We start from the raw sequence: 17,452 nt of genomic DNA on the forward strand, positions 1-17,452 counted from the left end.
CCTCACGGTTTTCCCGCTTCATCCGGCCGAAGTACGCGTGCGCGTCGGGCTGGCCGTCGAGGAGTTCATCGACGAAGCCCTGCTCGTCGTTGGCCGCCAGGTAGGGGCCCCACCAGGCGTAGAGCCGTTCGTAGCCGACCGTGGAGGACGGGATCGCGCCCAGGGCCTTGCCGCAGGCACTGCCGGCACCGTGGGCCGGGTGGACCTGGACGTAGTCCGGGAGGGTCAGGAACTTATTCCGCAGGCTCGCGAAGAGCTGCTTCGCGCCCAGGAAGCGGGTGTCGACCCCGCCGGCGGCCTCATCGAGCAGGTCCGGGCGGCCCAGATCGCCGGAGAAGACAAAGTCACCGGAGAGCAGGTAGCCGGCCTGGTCGCTGAACGCGCCGTCGGTGACCAAAAAGGACAGGTGCTCCGGGGTGTGGCCCGGGGTGTGCAGGGCCTTGATGCTGATGTTGCCCAGGGTGATCGTGTCANGATCTTCGCCCCCGTCGCCGCGGCGAGTTCCCGGGTCCCGGAGAGGTAATCGGCGTGGATATGGGTCTCGGTGACCGCAACGATCTTCATCCCGTTCTTCGCCGCCAGCGCCTGGTACACCGCGATATCACGCCGGCCGTCCACGACCACCGCCTCACCCTTGGCCTGGCAGCCGATCAGGTAACTGGCCTGGGCAAGATCCTCATCATAAATGCGTTCCAGAAGCATGTTCTCTCCTTCGTAAAGAGGTGGGGTCTCCCCCGTCGACTACTAACAACACTAATACCCCCGGGGGTATCCTGCAAGTGGGTGGCGCCGCCGGTCCTTGCGCTCAGGACATCCCCGGGCCGCGACCGGTCAGCCGCACCACGAGGGTGCGCCAACGGCCTGGCCGGGGACTGCCCCCGGAGCCAGCGCGTAGGTCGCCGGATGGCCGTTGCGGTACCACTCGGTGATGCCGCCGGCGACGTTCACGACGTCGTAGCCCCGGGCGGAAAGAATCGCGGCCGCATGGCTGCTGCGCTTGCCTGACCCGCAGAGCAGGTAGACCGTGGCGTTCGCCACGTCCTTCAGGCGGGACGGGAGCTCATCCAGTGGAATGTTGATGCTTCCGGGAATGCAGGCGACCGCATATTCCTCCCGGCTGCGGACGTCGACCACGGCAACACCGGGCCAAGCCCCGGCGAGTTCTTCCGTTGCCACGGTGCGTACGGGAATGGGTGTGACCTCGCTGCTTGTCATATCGAAATCATATACCCCCAGGGGTATTACATACCAAGCGCGCAAAAAGGGAGGGCCCCCGCCGTGATGAACGGCGGGAACCCTCCCGTTGAGCTGAAGCGCGGAACTAGATCTTGTTGTTCCGCTTCTTCCTTTCCGGCCAGGGGCCGAGCTTGTCCTTGGTAACCGTGGCCTCGCCCAGGCTGCCCGCGTCGGCGAGGTCGCCGACCTTGTGGACCTTGAGCAGGTTCGTGGAACCGGCCTTTCCGGGAGGCGAACCGGCGGCGATAACCACCATGTCGCCGTCCTCGACGAGGTCCATGTTCAGCAGGCTGCGGTCAACCTGGGCGGTCATCTCATCGGTGTGGCCCACCATCGGGACCAGGACCGGCTGGATGCCCCAGGTCAGCGCGAGCTGGTTCCAGACATGCTCCACCGGGGTAAAGGCGAAGACCGGGCGGATCGGACGCAGCCGCGACAAACGACGGGCGGAGTCACCGGACTGGGTGAAGGTACAGATGTACTTCGCATCCAGCTGGTCGGCGATTTCGACGGCGGCACGGGTGATGGCGCCGCCGCGGGTCTTGGGCTTGGTGCCCAGCGGGGGGACGCGCTCCAGGCCGTGGACCTCGGTGGATTCGATGATCCGGGCCATGGTCTTGACGGTTTCGATCGGGAACTTGCCCACGCTGGTTTCGCCCGAGAGCATAACTGCATCGGCGCCGTCGAGCACGGCGTTGGCGCAGTCGGAAGCCTCGGCGCGGGTCGGGCGCGGGTTGTCGATCATGGACTCCAGCACTTGGGTTGCCACGATGACCGGCTTGGCCCAGCGGCGGGCCAGTTCAACGGCGCGCTTCTGGACGATCGGCACTTCCTCGAGCGGGAGTTCCACGCCGAGGTCGCCACGGGCCACCATGATGGCGTCGAAGGCGTCGATGATTTCGGGGAGCTGCTCTACGGCCTGCGGCTTCTCGATCTTGGCGATAACCGGCACGCGGCGGCCTTCTTCGTCCATGATCTCGTGGACGCGCTTGATGTCCGAGGCGTCCCGGACGAAGGAGAGGGCCACCATGTCCACGCCGCGGCGCATGGCCCAGCGGAGATCGTCCTCGTCCTTTTCGCTCAGCGCCGGCACGTTGACGGCAACGCCGGGCAGGTTGATGCCCTTGTTGTTCGAGACGTAGCCGCCGACGATCACCTGGGCGACGACCTTGACGTCGTCGACGTCGATCGCGCGGAGGGCGACCTTGCCGTCATCGATCAGGAGCGCGTCGCCCGGCTTGACGTCCTCGGTGAGGCTCTTGAGCGTCGTGGAGCAGATGTCCTTGGTGCCCGGGACGTCGTCGGTGGTGATGGTGAAAGTGTCGCCGACGGCCAGCAGGTGCGGCCCGTCCACGAACCGGCCGAGGCGGATCTTCGGACCCTGCAGGTCGGCCATGATGGCGACCGGCTTGCCGAGCTGCCCGGCAGCCTTGCGGACGTTCTCGTACGTGGTGTCGTGTACGGCGTAATCGCCATGGCTCATGTTCATGCGGGCCACGTCGACGCCGGCTTCCAGCACGGCGAGAGTGTTCTCGAAGCTCGCAATTGCCGGTCCGAAGGTGGCCACTATTTTAGCGCGTCTCATATACCTACCCTAGTAGTCGATTGCATGGATGAAGTTGTTGGTGGAATGTGACCGTCGCCGGCCACCAGCAGGGACCCTGCGGCCTACAAAACGGCCATGGCCCGGTCGGTCGGGGCGACGGGCGCCGGAAGGATGGTGCTGCCCATCAGGAACTTGTCCACCGCGGCGGCGCACGCGCGCCCCTCGGCAATGGCCCAGACAATCAGCGACTGCCCGCGGCCGGCGTCTCCGGCGACGAAGATGCCTTCCGTGTTGGTCATGTAGTAGCCGTCGCGGGCCACGTTGCCGCGGCCGTCGAATTCGGCGCTGACCTGCTCGGTGATTCCGGCCGGTTCCGGACCGGTGAAGCCCAGGGACAGGAAGACCAGGTCCGCCGGGATGATCCGTTCGGTGCCGGCTTTCGGGAGGCGCTTGCCGTCGACGAATTCGGTCTCGGCCACCTTCACGCCGGTCAGTTTGCCGTTCTCGCCGACGAACTCGACGGTGGAGGCGAGGTAGGTGCGTTCGCCGCCTTCCTCGTGGGCGCTGGCAACTTCGAACAGGGTCGGGAACGTCGGCCACGGCTGGTGGCCCGCGCGCTCCGCCGGCGGCTGCTTGCCGATCGCCAGGGTGGTGACGGACGCGGCCTGGTGCCGGTGCGCGGTACCGAGGCAGTCCGCGCCGGTGTCGCCGCCGCCAAGGATGACAACGTGCTTGCCGGCCGCATTGATCTGGTTCTCGACCGTCTCCCCCGCCACCACACGGTTGGCCGGGACGAGGTAGTCCATCGCGAAGTGCACGCCCTCGAGCTCGCGGCCCGGGATCGGCAGGTCACGCGGGACGGTGGCGCCGGTGGCGACCACGACGGCGTCGTAACGGCGGCGCAGCTGCTCCCAGGTCACGTCCGTGCCGACGGCGACGCCGGTCCGGAAGCGGGTGCCTTCGGCCTTCATCTGCTCCAGGCGGCGGTCAACGTGCTCTTTTTCCATCTTGAAATCGGGGATCCCGTAACGCAGGAGGCCGCCGATCTTGTCGTCGCGCTCGTACACCGCGACGGTGTGGCCCACGCGGGTCAGCTGCTGCGCGACGGCGAGCCCGGCGGGGCCGGAGCCGACGACGGCGACCGTCTTGCCGCTGAGGCGGGCCGGCGGCAGCGGGTTGACCCAGCCGTTCTCGAACGCCTGGTCCACGATCGAGACCTCGACCTGCTTGATCGTGACGGCGGGCTGGTTGATGCCCAGCACGCAGGACGCCTCGCAGGGAGCCGGGCAGAGCCGGCCGGTGAACTCGGGGAAGTTGTTGGTGGCGTGCAGCCGCTCCATCGCTTCCTCGCCCTTGTCCCGCCAGATGAGGTCGTTCCACTCCGGAATGAGATTGCCCAGCGGGCAGCCCTGGTGGCAGAACGGCACACCGCAGTCCATGCAGCGGCCGGCCTGCGCCTTCAGGACACCCTTTTCCTGGGCCTCATAGACTTCCTTCCAGTCCATAATGCGGACCGGAACGGGACGGCGAGGCTGGGTTTCGCGCTGACGTACTTTCAGAAATCCGCGTGGATCAGCCACCGGTAACCTCCAGGATTCGAGACCAAACTTCTTCGCCGTCGGGGTCCAGGCCCTCTTCGATGGCGTCAAGGCGGGTTTGCAGGACGGCCGCGTAGTCGCGCGGCAGCACCTTGGTGATGCGGGCTGCGGTGTCGTCGAAGTTCTCCAGCAGCCGTGCCGCAAGCAGCGACTCGGTCTCCTCGGAGTGCTTCAGGAGCAGTCCATGGACAATCTCACGGTCCTCGGCGTCCAGTTCGCGCAGCTGCAGCTCGCCGGATTCCAGGGCCTGCTTGTTGACGCGTTCGGCCTTCAGGTCCAGCACGTAGGCCGTGCCGCCGGACATGCCGGCACCGAAGTTGCGGCCGGTGCGCCCGATGATGAGCGTCTGGCCGCCGGTCATGTACTCGCAGCCGTGGTCGCCGATTCCCTCGACCACCGCGGTGGCGCCGGAGTTGCGGACCATAAAGCGTTCGCCGACCTGGCCGCGCAGATACATCTCGCCGCTCGTGGCGCCGTAGCCGATCACGTTGCCGGCAATCACATTGCGCTCGGCCGGGAACACGTTGGTCCGGTCCGGCCGGACGATGATGCGCCCGCCGGAGAGGCCCTTGCCGACGTAGTCGTTGGAGTCACCGAACATCCGCAGCGTGATGCCGGCCGGCAGGAAGGCGCCGAGCGACTGGCCGGCGGTGCCGGTCAGCGTGATGTCGATGGTGTCCGTCGCCAGCACGTCCGTGCTGAAGGTTTTGGTGACCACATGGCCCAGCATCGTGCCGACCGAGCGGTCCGTGTTGATGACGTCGACGGCGATCTTGACCGGTGTGCGGTCGCTCAGCGCTTCCGCTGCCATCACCATCAGGCGCTGGTCGAAGTGCTTGTCCAGCTCGTGGTTCTGGCCGGTGAGGTTGCGCAGCGGGGCGTCGTCGTCGAACTCGAGCCCGTGCAGGATCGGGTCCAGGTCCAGCCCTTCGGCCTTCCAGTGGTTGATCGCCTCGCGGGTGTCAAGCATTTCGGCGTGGCCGATCGCTTCCTCGATGCTCCGGAAACCAAGCTCGGCCAGGATCTCGCGGACTTCCTCGGCGAGGAATTCGAAGAAGTTGACCACGAATTCGGGTTTGCCGTTGAAGCGGGAGCGCAGCTCGGGGTTCTGCGTCGCGACGCCCACCGGGCAGGTGTCGAGGTGGCAGACGCGCATCATGATGCAGCCGGAGACCACCAGCGGAGCGGTGGCGAACCCGAACTCCTCGCCGCCGAGCAGCGCGGCGATCACAACGTCGCGGCCGGTCTTGAGCTGGCCGTCCACCTGCACCACCACACGGTCGCGCAGGCCGTTGAGCATGAGCGTCTGCTGCGTCTCGGCGAGACCCAGCTCCCACGGCACACCGGCATGCTTGAGCGAGTTCAGCGGCGAGGCGCCGGTACCGCCGTCGTGCCCGGAGACCAGGACGACGTCGGCCTTGGCCTTCGTGACGCCGGCGGCCACCGTGCCGATCCCGACCTCGGAGACCAGCTTGACGTGCACCCGCGCCGACGGGTTGGCCCGCTTCGCGTCGTAGATCAGCTGGGCGAGGTCCTCGATCGAGTAGATGTCGTGGTGCGGGGGCGGGGAGATGAGTCCGACGCCGGGGGTCGAGTGCCGTGTCCGGGCCACCCAGGGGTAGACCTTCTGCGCCATCAGCTGGCCGCCTTCGCCGGGCTTGGCGCCCTGCGCCATCTTGATCTGGATGTCGTCGGCGTTGGTCAGGTACAGGCTCGTCACACCGAAACGGCCGGACGCGATCTGCTTGACCGCGGAGCGGCGCGTCGGGTCGAGCAGCCGGTCCACGTCCTCGCCGCCCTCACCGGTGTTGGACTTGCCGCCCAGCCGGTTCATGGCGATCGCGAGGGTTTCGTGGGCCTCCTGCGAGATCGAGCCGTAGCTCATCGCCCCGGTGGAGAACCGCTTGACGATGCTGGAGACGGACTCCACTTCCTCGAGCGGGACCGCCGGGCGCAGCCCGGCCTTGAACTTCAGCAGCCCGCGCAGGGTCATGAGGTTCTCGGACTGGTCGTCCACACCGCGGGTGTAGGACTTGAAGATGTCGTAACGGCGCTCACGCGTGGCGTGCTGCAGCCGGAACACGGTCTCCGGGTTGAACAGGTGCGGCTCGCCGTCGCGGCGCCACTGGTACTCGCCGCCGCCCATCAGGGCCTGGTGGGGCTGCTCGATGCCGTTTTCGGGGTACGCCATCCGGTGGCGTGCCGCGACCTCGGCCGCGATAACGTCCAGGCCGACGCCGCCCAGCTGGGAGTGCGTTCCGGAGAAGTACTCGTCCACCAGGTCCTGGCCGAGGCCCAGGGCCTCGAAGGTCTGGGCGCCGGTGTAGGAGGCCACCGTGGAGATGCCCATCTTGGACATGATCTTCAGGACGCCCTTGCCGAGGCCCTTGATCAGGTTGTAGACGCCGTCCTGCGGGGTGACCCCCACGACGTCTCCGGTGGAGATGAGCTGTTCCACCGATTCCATCGCCAGGTACGGGTTTACCGCGGAGGCACCATAGCCGATCAGCACGGCCACGTGGTGCGTTTCGCGGACGTCGCCGGCCTCAACCACCAGGGCGGTCTTGGTGCGGTTGGCGCTGCGCAGCAGGTGGTGGTGTACAGCGCTGACCAGCAGCAGGGACGGGATCGGCGCCCACTGGGCGTTCGAGTCACGGTCCGAGAGCACCACGTACTGGACGCCGCGGTTGATGGCGCCGGAGACCTGCTCGCAGATTTCGGTCAGCCGGGCGCGCAGCGCGTTCTCGCCGCCTTCGGGGCGGTAGAGGCCGCGGACCTTCATGGCGACCTTGTCGCCGTCGGCGTTCTCGATGTTCGCGATCTTGGCGAGCTGGTCGTTGTTGATCACCGGGAACGGCAGCGAAACCTGCGGCTGGCGGACCTGCTTGGTGTCCAGCAGGTTGCCGTTGGGACCGATCGCGCAGGTCAGCGACGTGACGAGTTCCTCACGGATGGCGTCCAGCGGCGGGTTAGTGACCTGCGCGAAGGACTGCACAAAGTAATCGAACAGCAGCCGGGGCCGCTTCGAGAGCACGGCCACCGGGGTGTCCGAGCCCATGGCGCCGAGCGGCTCGGCGCCGGTGCGGGCCATCGGGCCGAGCAGGATCTTCAGTTCCTCGGTGGTGTAGCCGAAGGTGCGCTGGCGGATATTGACCGAGGCCGCGGTGTGCACCACGTGCTCGCGCTCGGGCAGGTCCTTCAAATCGATCAGATTTTCCCTGACCCAGTCGGCCCACGGGTTGGCGGCCGCCACCTCGGCCTTGACCTCGGCGTCGCTGATGATCCGGCCGGCGTCGGTGTCCACGAGGAACATCTTGCCGGGCGAGACGCGGCCCTTCTTGACCACCTTGGACGGTACGACGTCGATCACGCCGACCTCGGAGGCGAAGATGATCAGGCCGTCCTCGGTGATCCAGAACCGGCCGGGGCGCAGCCCGTTGCGGTCCAGGGTGGCGCCGACGAGGTTGCCGTCGGTGAAGGACACGGCGGCGGGGCCGTCCCACGGTTCCATCAGCATGGAGTGGTACTCGTAGAAGGCACGGCGGGCCGGATCCATCGTGGCGTGGTTTTCCCACGCCTCCGGGATCATCATCATGATCGAGTGTGTGATCGGCCGGCCGGAGAGCCAGAGCAGTTCCGCGACCTCGTCGAAGGACGCCGAGTCGGACGCGCCCGGGGTGCAGATCGGGTACAGCTCCTCCGGTGAATCCCCCAGCAGCGGGTTGGCCAGCTGCGACTGGCGGGCACGCATCCAGTTGCGGTTTCCCTTGACCGTGTTGATTTCGCCGTTGTGGGCGATGGTCCGGAAGGGCTGGGCCAGCGGCCAGGACGGGAAGGTGTTGGTGGAGAAGCGTGAGTGGACGATCGCCAGCTTGGTCTTGAAGCGCTTGTCCGAGAGGTCCGGGTAGAACGGCTCGAGCTGGGCCGTGGTCAGCATGCCCTTGTAGACAATGGTCCGGCAGGACAGCGACGGGAAGTACACGCCGAACTTGTTCTGCGCCCGCTTCCGGATGCGCCAGGCACGGGAGTCGAGTTCGTTGCGTTCCAGCACTTCCCCGGCGCTGGAGGCAAAGAACGGCTGGGAGAAGTAGGGCATGCAGGCCCGGGCCATCGCGCCGACGAGGTCAGCGACGATCGGCACTTCGCGCCAGCCGAGGACGGTGAGGCCCTCATCGGCGGCGAGGCCCTCGATGCCGGCCTTCGCGGCGTCGGATTCGCGCTGCTCGGCGGGGAGGAAGGCCGTGCCCACCACGAACTGGCCGGGTGCCGGGAGTTCGAAGTCGGTGACTGCGCGGAAGAATTCGTCCGGGATCTGCATCAGCAGTCCGGCGCCGTCGCCGGTGCCTTCATCGGCCCCCACGGCACCGCGGTGCTCAAGGTTGCGCAGGGCTGTCAGGGCGGCGTCAACGATGTCGTAACCCGGCTCCCCCCGCAGGGTCGCGATGATGGCGAGGCCGCAGGCGTCCTTCTCCTGCTCGGGGTTGTAGAGCCCGGCAGCTTCGGGAAGCGCCGCGAAGCGCTTGAACGGTGACATGGCGGCCGATGGCTCGCTTGGGTCGGACCAACTGGGGCTGTGCAGGGTTTGGGTCATGGGAGACGTCCTTCCTCCTGATCGTGCGTATGGGAGGGACAACATTGGCCCGCATCGGTGCGCCGGTGTGATGGGCACAACAAAGTGTTTTCTTACTCGAATTGTAGGTCAGGGCCGCCTCCTGCACTAACAGTTACGCGACCACAGTCCCGGGTTTGCGCGAACGGCAACTGTCTGCAGTCCGCGGTCTTCCCTGATGCCACGACGCTGTGGAAACGGGCTCTGCGAGGGGTGACTCCGCGGCCCGGTTTGCCGGGGCTGAGCTATTTGGTGCCCTCAGCTTCCGGAGCGGTTCCGGTCCCCTGGTGGCCGGGTGCTCCGGCCGCCGGTACTCCGGTGGCGGGCTTGGTGCCGCCGGTGGATTCCTTTGACGCTTCAGCTGGGGCGGAAACGTGGCCTGGACCGCTTTGGTTATCAGGGAGATTATCACGCGATTCACTATCTGAGACAGCAGAATCCGAATGGCGGACATTGCTGTAGGCAGGAACAGTGCTGTCAGTGCCGCTGTCGGTGTCCGTGTGGGTGTCAGATTCGGACGGTTCGCGGCCCGGCAGGTAGACCGTGTCGGGCTCCGTGCGCTTGCGCAGGCCCAGGATGATGAACACAGCCAGCGCGCCCAGCAGGACGAAGATGCTGGTCCACACGTTCAACCGCGTGGTGATGCCGAAGAGGCTGATCTGCTCGGCGTCGTCGATCCGCATCGCTTCGATCCAGACCCGGCCCAGTGTGTAGTAGACGGCATACAGGCAGAACAGGCGGCCGCGGCGGAACCGGAACTTGCGGTCCAGCAACAGCAGAATGCCGACGCCGGCCAGGTTCCAGAGGGATTCGTAAAGGAAGGTCGGGTGGAAGAGCGTGTCCGCGGCCATGCCGGGAGGGAAGTTCGGGTTGTCGGCGTCGATCTGCAGACCCCACGGGAGTGTGGTGGGGCCGCCGAAGAGTTCCTGGTTGAAGTAGTTGCCCCAGCGTCCGATCGCCTGGGCCAGCAGCAATCCGGGAGCCGCGGCGTCGAGGAAAGCGCTCAGCTTGACGCCGGCCTTCCGGCAGCCGATCCACGCGCCCACGGCGCCCAGCAACACGGCGCCCCAGATGCCCAGCCCGCCGCGCTGGAGCTGCGGAATCAGGGACAAATCACCGGTGCCGTCGAAGCCGGGGCCGAAGTACGCGTCCGGCGAGGACACCACGTGGTACAGCCGGCCGCCGATGATGCCGAACGGGATGGCCCAGATGGCGATGTCCCAGACACTGCCCTCCGGGGCGCCGCGCTTGGTCCAGCGCACGGAGGTGAGCCAGAGACCAACGATGATGCCGAGCAGGATGCACAGGGCGTAGGCGTGGATGCGCAGTGACCCCCACGGCAGCGGGATGTCGAAGCCGGACCAGTCCGGGCTCGGGATACTCGCGGGGACCATCGCCGCCGCGTAGAGGACTGACTGCATTGCTTAAGCTTCTTCCCTGGTAAGGCCGGTGCTGAGGTCTTTCGTCAAGGACGCTACCGCATCCACGCCGCCGTCGCCGATGGCCACAACCAGCGCGGTTCCCACGATCACGCCGTCCGCGTAGGCGGCGATCTCCCGGACCTGGGCCGCGTTGGATACGCCCAGCCCGACGCAGACGCGTTCGGCGCCGGCGGCGTGCGCGGCGGCCACAACGTCCTTAGCCGCGGAACTGACCGAGGTGCGGGCGCCGGTGACGCCCATGATCGAGACTGCGTAGACGAAGCCGCGGCTTGCCTCCACGGTGCGCCTCATCCGCTCTGGCGAGGATGATGGCGCCACCAGGAACACCCGGTCCAGGCCGTACTTGTCCGAGGCTGCCATCCATTCCGACGCCTCGTCCGGGATCAGGTCCGGGGTGATGAGCCCGGCTCCCCCGGCCTCGGCGAGCTGGCGGGAAAATTCCTCCACGCCCATCCGGACCACGGGGTTCCAATAGGTCATGACCAGCACGGCGGCGTCGGTTTTGCTGGTGATGCCGCGGACGACATCGAAGACCTGGGCGACGTGGAAGCCCTTGGCGAGGGCCTCCGTGGTCGCGGCCTGGATGACCAGGCCGTCCATGACCGGGTCGGAGTACGGGATGCCGATTTCGATCAAATCCGCGCCGTTTTCCGCGAGGGCGATGCCGGCCGCGATGGTCTCCTCGACGCTCGGGTAGCCGGCGGGGAGGTAGCCGATCAGGGCCGCGCGGCCCTGGGCTTTGGCCCGGTCGATCGCCGCGGCCGATTTGCTGGCGGTCCGGGAGGCGCCCGGGTCCTGGATGGTGCTCACAGCTGCTCCCCCTCTTTGGCGATCTCGTGTTCGGGTGAATCCTTGTCCAGCAGGTCGAACCATTCCGCGGCGGTTGCCACGTCCTTGTCGCCGCGGCCGGAGAGATTCACGAGCACGATCTTGTCAGTTGCTTTGCCTGCGGCCCCAACCTCGGCGGCGAGCCGCTGGCCGACCTTGATGGCACCGGCCAGGGCGTGCGCGGACTCAATGGCCGGGATGATGCCCTCGGTGCGGCAGAGCAGCCGGAAAGCGTCCATGGCCTCGCTGTCCGTGATGGGCTCGTAGCTGACGCGTCCGATGTCCGCGAGGTAGGAGTGCTCCGGGCCGACGCCGGGGTAGTCCAGGCCCGCCGAGATGGAGTGCGATTCGATGGTCTGTCCGTCGTCGTCCTGCATGAGGTAGGAGCGCGCACCGTGCAGCACGCCGGGCTTGCCGAGCGTGATGGTGGCGGCATGCCGGCCGGTTTCGACGCCCTCGCCGCCGGCTTCGAAGCCGTAGATCTTGACCGAGGGATCGTCCAGGAAGCCGTGGAAGATGCCGATCGCGTTGGAGCCGCCGCCGATGCAGGCGCACACGGCGTCGGGCAGGCGGCCGGTCTGCTCCAGGATCTGGGCACGGGCTTCCTCGCCGATGACCTCGTGGAAGTAGCGGACCATGGCCGGGAAGGGGTGCGCGCCGGCGGCGGTGCCCAGCAGGTAGTGGGTGTTGTCCACGTTGGCTACCCAGTCGCGGAGCGCCTCGTTGATGGCGTCCTTGAGCGTCTGCGAACCGTTGGTCACCGGGATGACGGTGGCTCCGAGGAGCTCCATCCGGGCCACGTTGAGGGCCTGCCGGCGGCAGTCCTCGGCGCCCATGTACACAACGCACTCCAGGCCCATCAGGGCTGCGGCGGTGGCGCTGGCGACGCCGTGCTGCCCGGCGCCGGTCTCGGCGATGACACGGGTTTTACCCATTCGCTTGGCAAGCAGCGCCTGGCCCAGCACGTTGTTGATCTTGTGCGAGCCGGTGTGGTTGAGGTCCTCCCGCTTGAGGAAGATCCGCACGCCTCCGGCGTGCTCGGCGAAGCGCTTGGCCTCCGTCAGCAGCGAAGGCCGGCCGGAGTAGTTCTTGTTCAGCTCCGCGATCTGCGCGGTGAACTCGGGGTCCGCCTTGGCTTTCTCGAAGGTGTCCTCAAGCTCATCCAGGGCTGCGATGAGTGACTCGGGCATCCAGCGGCCGCCGTAGGAGCCGAAGTAGGGTCCGGGGGCGTGCCGCAGGGATTCTCCACCCTGCAGGAACGCGTCCACGGCGCTTTCGTCTGAGCCGGCTGCTGGCGCATCGACCATCAGTCTCACCATCCTGTTCCACTGTTAATTAGATCTGGGGTGCTGCACGGAGGAGCTGACGGCATCCGGCCAGGTGTTGCCCGGCCGGAGCCAGGGTCAGGAACGTGCGGCGATTGCTTCGGCTCCGGCGGCCATGAATTCAGCGATCCGCTCCCGCGGGGTCGCGTCGCTGACCAGGGCCTCGCCGACGAGGACGGCGTTGGCGCCGTTCGCGGCGTAGTGCCGGACGTCGTCGACGCCGCGCACGCCCGATTCCGCGATGACGAGCGCGCCGGCGGGAATACGTCCGGCGAGTTCGGCGAAAACGGAACGGTCGACGTCGAGCGTCTTGAGGTTCCTTACGTTGACGCCGATGATCCGCGCCTCGGCGGCAACCGCCCGCTCGATTTCCTCGGCCGTGTGCGTCTCGACGAGCACGTTCATGCCGAGTTCGCGGCTGAGGGCGCTGAACTCGCGCAGCTGCGCATCGGACAGCGACGCCACGATCAGCAGGATCAGGTCGGCCCCGTGTGCCCGGGCCTCCCAGATCTGGTACTCATCGAGCATGAAGTCCTTGCGCAGCAGCGGGGTGTCCACGGCTGCCCGGACGGCGTCGAAGTCGGCCAGCGAGCCGTTGAAGCGGCGCTGTTCGGTCAGCACGCTGATCGCGGCCGCGCCGCCGTCGGCGTACTGCACGGCGAGCGAGGCGGGGTCCGCGATGCTGGCGAGATCGCCCTTGGAGGGGCTGCGGCGCTTGATTTCGGCGATCACCTTCAGCTGCCCGCGGGTGGCCGTGGGACCGCCCAGGGCGGTCCAGGCGTCGCGTGCCGGCGCGGCCGCGGCGGCGCGCTCCTTCAGTTCGGCGAGCGTGACGAGGCGCTGACGGGCCTCCATATCCTCCCTGACACCGGCGTTGAGGTCATCGAGAACAGTCACCCTTAGTGGCCGGAGTTCTTCAGCTTGCTGCCGCCCACGCCGTAACCGGCCTTGCGCATGACGAGGCCGATGACCAGGCCCAGCAGCATCACAACGCCGCCCGCGATGAAGATTGTGGTGTTGGCGATGACAAAGGCGATCGACATGATGAGGGCGCCGACGAGCATGACCAGGACGGTGGTCCAGGCTGCCGGGCTGTTGCCGTGGCCGGTCGGTTCGCGGTGATCGATGTCGTCGTAGGAGTAGCCGGTTCCGGCAGCGGGCTTGGGGGCGGAAACTGGTGCTTTGCTCATTGAAATCTCCTCAGGGTGAATACTGCTTACATTCTGCCATTTTTTGGCCGTGTCGTTGGCCGCGTTACTGGGCGGGCGCCCGCGGCATCGGCTCAGGTGGGATCGTCACCGCGTGACAACCGGTCCCAGCTGTCGATCTCATCCGCCGGCCCCGCCGGCGCCGCGGACCCGCCGGCGGCTGCACCCGTTGCTGCGGTGTCGTATTTCGTGCGTGACTTCCAGTAGCGGCCCGCCGGGATGACCAGCAGGGCGCTGAGCCCCAGCAGGGTGCCGGCGACGACGGCGAGGGCCGGGAACACTGTGACGTCCACCTGCACGTTGCTGCCGGTGATCCCGGTGGCGGCGGCGATGGAGCCCTGGGCGGCGGCCAGCGGGTCCGCGATGACGATCGCGGCGGCGCCGGCGATGCCTGCGGCGGCGAGCAGGATGAGCGCCGTAATGATCCAGCGGGCAACCCGGCCGGCGATCGACGCGGCGAGTCCGCCGGCGAGGGCCACCAGCGCCAGGGCCGTCACCGCGGTCGCGGCTTTGCTGCCCTGCACCTGCAGGCCGTCCTGGCTGTCGACGGCCGCCCCGAGCTGGGCCGGGTCGAGGTGGACGGTGAGCCAGGTCTGTGTGGTGGTTCCGAAGACGGCCAGCGCCAAGGCGGCGATGGCCAGCACGAGGGTGGATTTCCGGGCCCAGCGGGGAACGACGGGGCTGGTGCTCTTGACCGTGGTGCCGCTCATGCCTGCGTCCCGGCGTCGGGAATGGAGTCCGCCGTGATGTTGCGCAGCGACCGGGCCGTATGGACTGCACGCATCGGCGCTGCGGCCTTGTTGACGGTTTCGAGGGCTTCGGTGGCATTCACGGAGTCGGCCACAATGCCGCCGCCGGCCTGCACGTAGGCGCGGCCTTCCCGCAGCAGGGCCGAGCGGATGGCGATGGCCATGTCCATGTCACCGGCGAAGTCGAGGTAGCCCACCACTCCCCCATAGATCCCGCGGCGGTGCGGTTCCAGCTCGTCGAGCAGGCGCAGCGCGCGGGGCTTGGGGGCGCCGGAGAGAGTTCCGGCGGGGAAGGTCGCCTTCAGCACGTCGTACGCCTTGGCGGTGGGCGCGAGTTTGCCGACCACGGTGGAGACCAGGTGCATGATGTGGCTGAAGCGCTCGACTTCCATGAACTGGGTGACGTCGACGGTGCCGGCGACGCAGACCTTGGACAGGTCGTTGCGGGAGAGATCGACCAGCATCAGGTGTTCGGCGCGTTCCTTCTCGTCCGCGAGGAGCTCCTCGGCCAGCGCCTTGTCTGCCTCCACGGTCTTGCCGCGCGGCCGGGAACCGGCGATGGGGTGGGTGATGACTTCCTCGCCGGTCACGGTCACAAGCGCTTCCGGGGAGGAACCGACAATCGAGTACTGCCGGCCGTTGGCGTCCTCGAGACTGAAGATGTACATGTACGGGCTGGGGTTGGTGTTCCGGAGGACCCGGTAGACATCCAGCGGGTCCGCGCCGCATTCCATTTCGAAGCGGCGCGAGATGACAACCTGGAAGACTTCGCCGTCGACAATTGCTTCCTTGCTGCGGTCCAGGGCGGCGAGGTAGTCCGTCTCGTCCCAGCGTTCCTGCACGCTGGAGGCGAAGTCCAGGGCGGCGGGGTCCAGCACGGAGACCGGCTGCTGGACGGGGGCGCTGACCTGTGCCAGCAGGGCCTTGACCCGGGCGACGGCGTCATGCCAGGCCTCGTCGACCCGTTCGGTGCTGTTGTCGAAGTTGATCGCGTTGGCGATCAGCAGCACGGTGCCGTCCATGTTGTCGTGCACGGCCATGTCGGTGACGAGGTTCAGCGCCATTTCCGGCAGTTCCAGGTCGTCCTCGGGCGGGCTGGTGAGCTTTTCCCAGTGCCGGACGGTTTCCCAGCCGAGGAATCCCACCAGGCCGGAGGTGAACGGCGGCAGGCCTTCGAAACGGTCGGTGCGGAGGGCCTCGACGGTGTCGCGGATGGCGTCCACGGGGCTGCCGGCCAGCGGAACGCCGACGGGCGGTTCGCCGAGCCAGTGCGCCTGGCCGTCCTTAGTGGTCAGGGTGGCGCGGGAGCGGGCACCGATGAACGAGTAGCGGGACCAGGAGCCGCCGACGGCCGCGGATTCCATCAGGAACGTGCCGGGCTGGCCCTGGGCGAGTTTGCGGTACAGCCCGATCGGGGTTTCGGCGTCAGCCAGCACCTTGAGCCGGACGGGGATGACACGGCTGTGGCCTGCGAGTTCACGGAACTCCTCCAGGCCCGGGCTGATGATTCCTAGGTCCTGCATGGCTGTGGTTTCCGCCTGTTCTTTCAGTGGTCCTGAAGGTTGGGTGTGTGGGGTGTTCCCCCGATGCGGCTGCCCTGTGCGGCTGTGCGCCACGGTGAGCTGCTGAGGTCAGCCGGCGTGGCCGGTGACGACGTCGAGTCCGCGGCCGTCGAAGCAGGTACGGGTCCCGGTGTGGCAGGCCGCACCGACCTGGTCCACGCGGACCAGCAGCGCGTCGCCGTCGCAGTCCATGGCGAGGGATTTGAGCCACTGCACATGGCCGGAGGTGTCCCCCTTGCGCCAGTACTCCTGGCGGGAGCGGGAGTAGAACGTCACCCGTCCGCTGGTCATGGTGCGGTGCAGGGCCTCGTCGTCCATCCAGCCCAGCATCAGCACCTCGTTGGTGTCGTATTGCTGCACGATCGCTGCGACCAGGCCGGCGCTGTCCCGTTTCAGGGCTTCAGCGAGGCCCGCCGGGAGGGGGCTGGGGGGCGCGGGCTGGCCGGGGACGGTGCTTCCGGTGACGGCGCTTCCACTGGCAGTAATTCCAGTGACGGGGGCGGGGGCGGGCTGCTCAGACATCAGCTCAAGTCTAGTGCCTTGGCGCGGTGCGCCGCCCGGTTGCCCGCCGCCGCGCTTAACATCGGCGTCACCACGGCGTGAATCGCTTCCGGGCGGCCAAAACGACGGCGGTTCAGGTGCACACGCGCTGCCGTCTCGTGCTAGTTTCACAAGTGATGCATTTCGTCGATCCCTCCCGAGAAGTTCTGGCCGAAACCTTACTGGCGGCCGGTCCTGACTCCCCCACGCTCTGTAAGGGCTGGCGCACCAGGGACCTTGCTGCCCACCTGTACCTGCGCGAGCGAAAAGCCGCCGTCGGACTCGGCCTGCTGTTCAAACGCCTGGCCAAGGCGTCGGACCAGGCCACGGCCGCGCTGGCGGCCAAGCTCACGACGCCGGAGGAGTACAACAAGCTGGTCAACTCCTTCCGCGCCGGACCGTCCGCTTTTTCGCCGATGAAGATCAAGGCGCTGGACGAAAGCGCCAACCTGATCGAATACTTCGTCCACACCGAGGACGTCCGCCGCGCCGTGGACCGCTGGGCGCCCCGCGCCCTGGACGAGGAGTATTCGGACGCCCTCTGGGATGAACTGGTGAAGCGCGCAGCCATCCTCTACCGCGGCGTGGACCTCGGAATCGTGCTGGTGCGTCCCTCCGGCCCCCGGCACGTCGCCAAACGCGCTCCGGTGTCCGTGGCGATCGTCGGCGAACCGGGCGAACTCCTGATGCACGCGCATGGGCGCACCCACCACGCGCTCGTGACCTTCGAAGGCCAGCCGGACGCCGTCGCGCTCCTGCAATCCGCCGAGGTCGGGCTCTAAGCCCCCTCCTCCACAGCACAGCAAACG

General features: G+C 67.5%; 13 protein-coding genes and 1 pseudogene. 1 reads left to right on the plus strand and 13 read right to left on the minus strand.

The window, feature by feature from the left end:
• The 13 genes and pseudogenes from AC50YC_RS18850 to hisI form a co-directional block, all read right to left on the minus strand.
• A pseudogene (locus tag AC50YC_RS18850) lies at positions 1-702 on the minus strand (MBL fold metallo-hydrolase); the annotation flags it as partial.
• A 129-nt stretch (positions 703-831) separates the two neighbouring features.
• Positions 832-1,215 (minus strand): rhodanese-like domain-containing protein, encoded by a 384-nt coding sequence (locus AC50YC_RS18855; RefSeq protein WP_494954815.1) that lies wholly within the window; start codon positions 1,213-1,215, stop codon positions 832-834.
• A 106-nt stretch (positions 1,216-1,321) separates the two neighbouring features.
• The gene (gene pyk / locus AC50YC_RS18860; RefSeq protein WP_494954816.1) at positions 1,322-2,821 is read right to left on the minus strand and encodes a pyruvate kinase; all 1,500 of its coding nucleotides are present in this window, start codon (positions 2,819-2,821) and stop codon (positions 1,322-1,324) included.
• An 83-nt stretch (positions 2,822-2,904) separates the two neighbouring features.
• Entirely contained in the window at positions 2,905-4,362 is a 1,458-nt protein-coding gene (locus tag AC50YC_RS18865) for a glutamate synthase subunit beta (protein ID WP_494954817.1), read from the minus strand.
• Entirely contained in the window at positions 4,355-8,971 is a 4,617-nt protein-coding gene (gene gltB, locus AC50YC_RS18870) for a glutamate synthase large subunit (protein WP_494954818.1), read from the minus strand. Before gltB ends, AC50YC_RS18865 begins: the two co-directional genes overlap by 8 nt.
• Positions 8,972-9,234: 263 nt before the next feature.
• A complete protein-coding gene (lgt, locus tag AC50YC_RS18875; RefSeq protein ID WP_494954819.1) occupies positions 9,235-10,410 on the minus strand; it encodes a prolipoprotein diacylglyceryl transferase in 1,176 nt (391 codons plus the stop codon).
• A gap of 3 nt (positions 10,411-10,413) precedes the next feature.
• Positions 10,414-11,241 carry a tryptophan synthase subunit alpha gene (gene trpA / locus AC50YC_RS18880; RefSeq protein ID WP_494954820.1) on the minus strand — a complete coding sequence of 276 codons (828 nt, stop codon included), beginning with the start codon at positions 11,239-11,241 and terminating at the stop codon, positions 10,414-10,416.
• Complete coding sequence (gene trpB, locus AC50YC_RS18885; RefSeq protein WP_494954821.1) at positions 11,238-12,566, minus strand: tryptophan synthase subunit beta; 1,329 nt, start codon at positions 12,564-12,566, stop codon at positions 11,238-11,240. Before trpB ends, trpA begins: the two co-directional genes overlap by 4 nt.
• Positions 12,567-12,662: 96 nt before the next feature.
• Positions 12,663-13,481, minus strand: coding sequence for an indole-3-glycerol phosphate synthase TrpC (gene trpC, locus AC50YC_RS18890; protein ID WP_494954822.1), 819 nt, complete (start codon positions 13,479-13,481; stop codon positions 12,663-12,665).
• Between the two features lie 2 nt (positions 13,482-13,483).
• Complete coding sequence (locus AC50YC_RS18895; RefSeq protein WP_354173512.1) at positions 13,484-13,774, minus strand: HGxxPAAW family protein; 291 nt, start codon at positions 13,772-13,774, stop codon at positions 13,484-13,486.
• Between the two features lie 92 nt (positions 13,775-13,866).
• Complete coding sequence (locus AC50YC_RS18900; protein WP_494954823.1) at positions 13,867-14,502, minus strand: Trp biosynthesis-associated membrane protein; 636 nt, start codon at positions 14,500-14,502, stop codon at positions 13,867-13,869.
• Positions 14,499-16,064 (minus strand): anthranilate synthase component I, encoded by a 1,566-nt coding sequence (locus AC50YC_RS18905; protein ID WP_494954824.1) that lies wholly within the window; start codon positions 16,062-16,064, stop codon positions 14,499-14,501. Before AC50YC_RS18905 ends, AC50YC_RS18900 begins: the two co-directional genes overlap by 4 nt.
• A gap of 108 nt (positions 16,065-16,172) precedes the next feature.
• Complete coding sequence (gene hisI, locus AC50YC_RS18910; RefSeq protein WP_494954825.1) at positions 16,173-16,625, minus strand: phosphoribosyl-AMP cyclohydrolase; 453 nt, start codon at positions 16,623-16,625, stop codon at positions 16,173-16,175.
• 155 nt (positions 16,626-16,780) lie between these two features.
• Between hisI and AC50YC_RS18915 the strand changes: the two genes are divergently transcribed.
• The gene (locus AC50YC_RS18915; protein ID WP_494954826.1) at positions 16,781-17,425 is read left to right on the plus strand and encodes a TIGR03085 family metal-binding protein; all 645 of its coding nucleotides are present in this window, start codon (positions 16,781-16,783) and stop codon (positions 17,423-17,425) included.
• Positions 17,426-17,452: the final 27 nt, after the last annotated feature.

Source organism: Pseudarthrobacter sp. MDT1-56 (assembly GCF_059383555.1).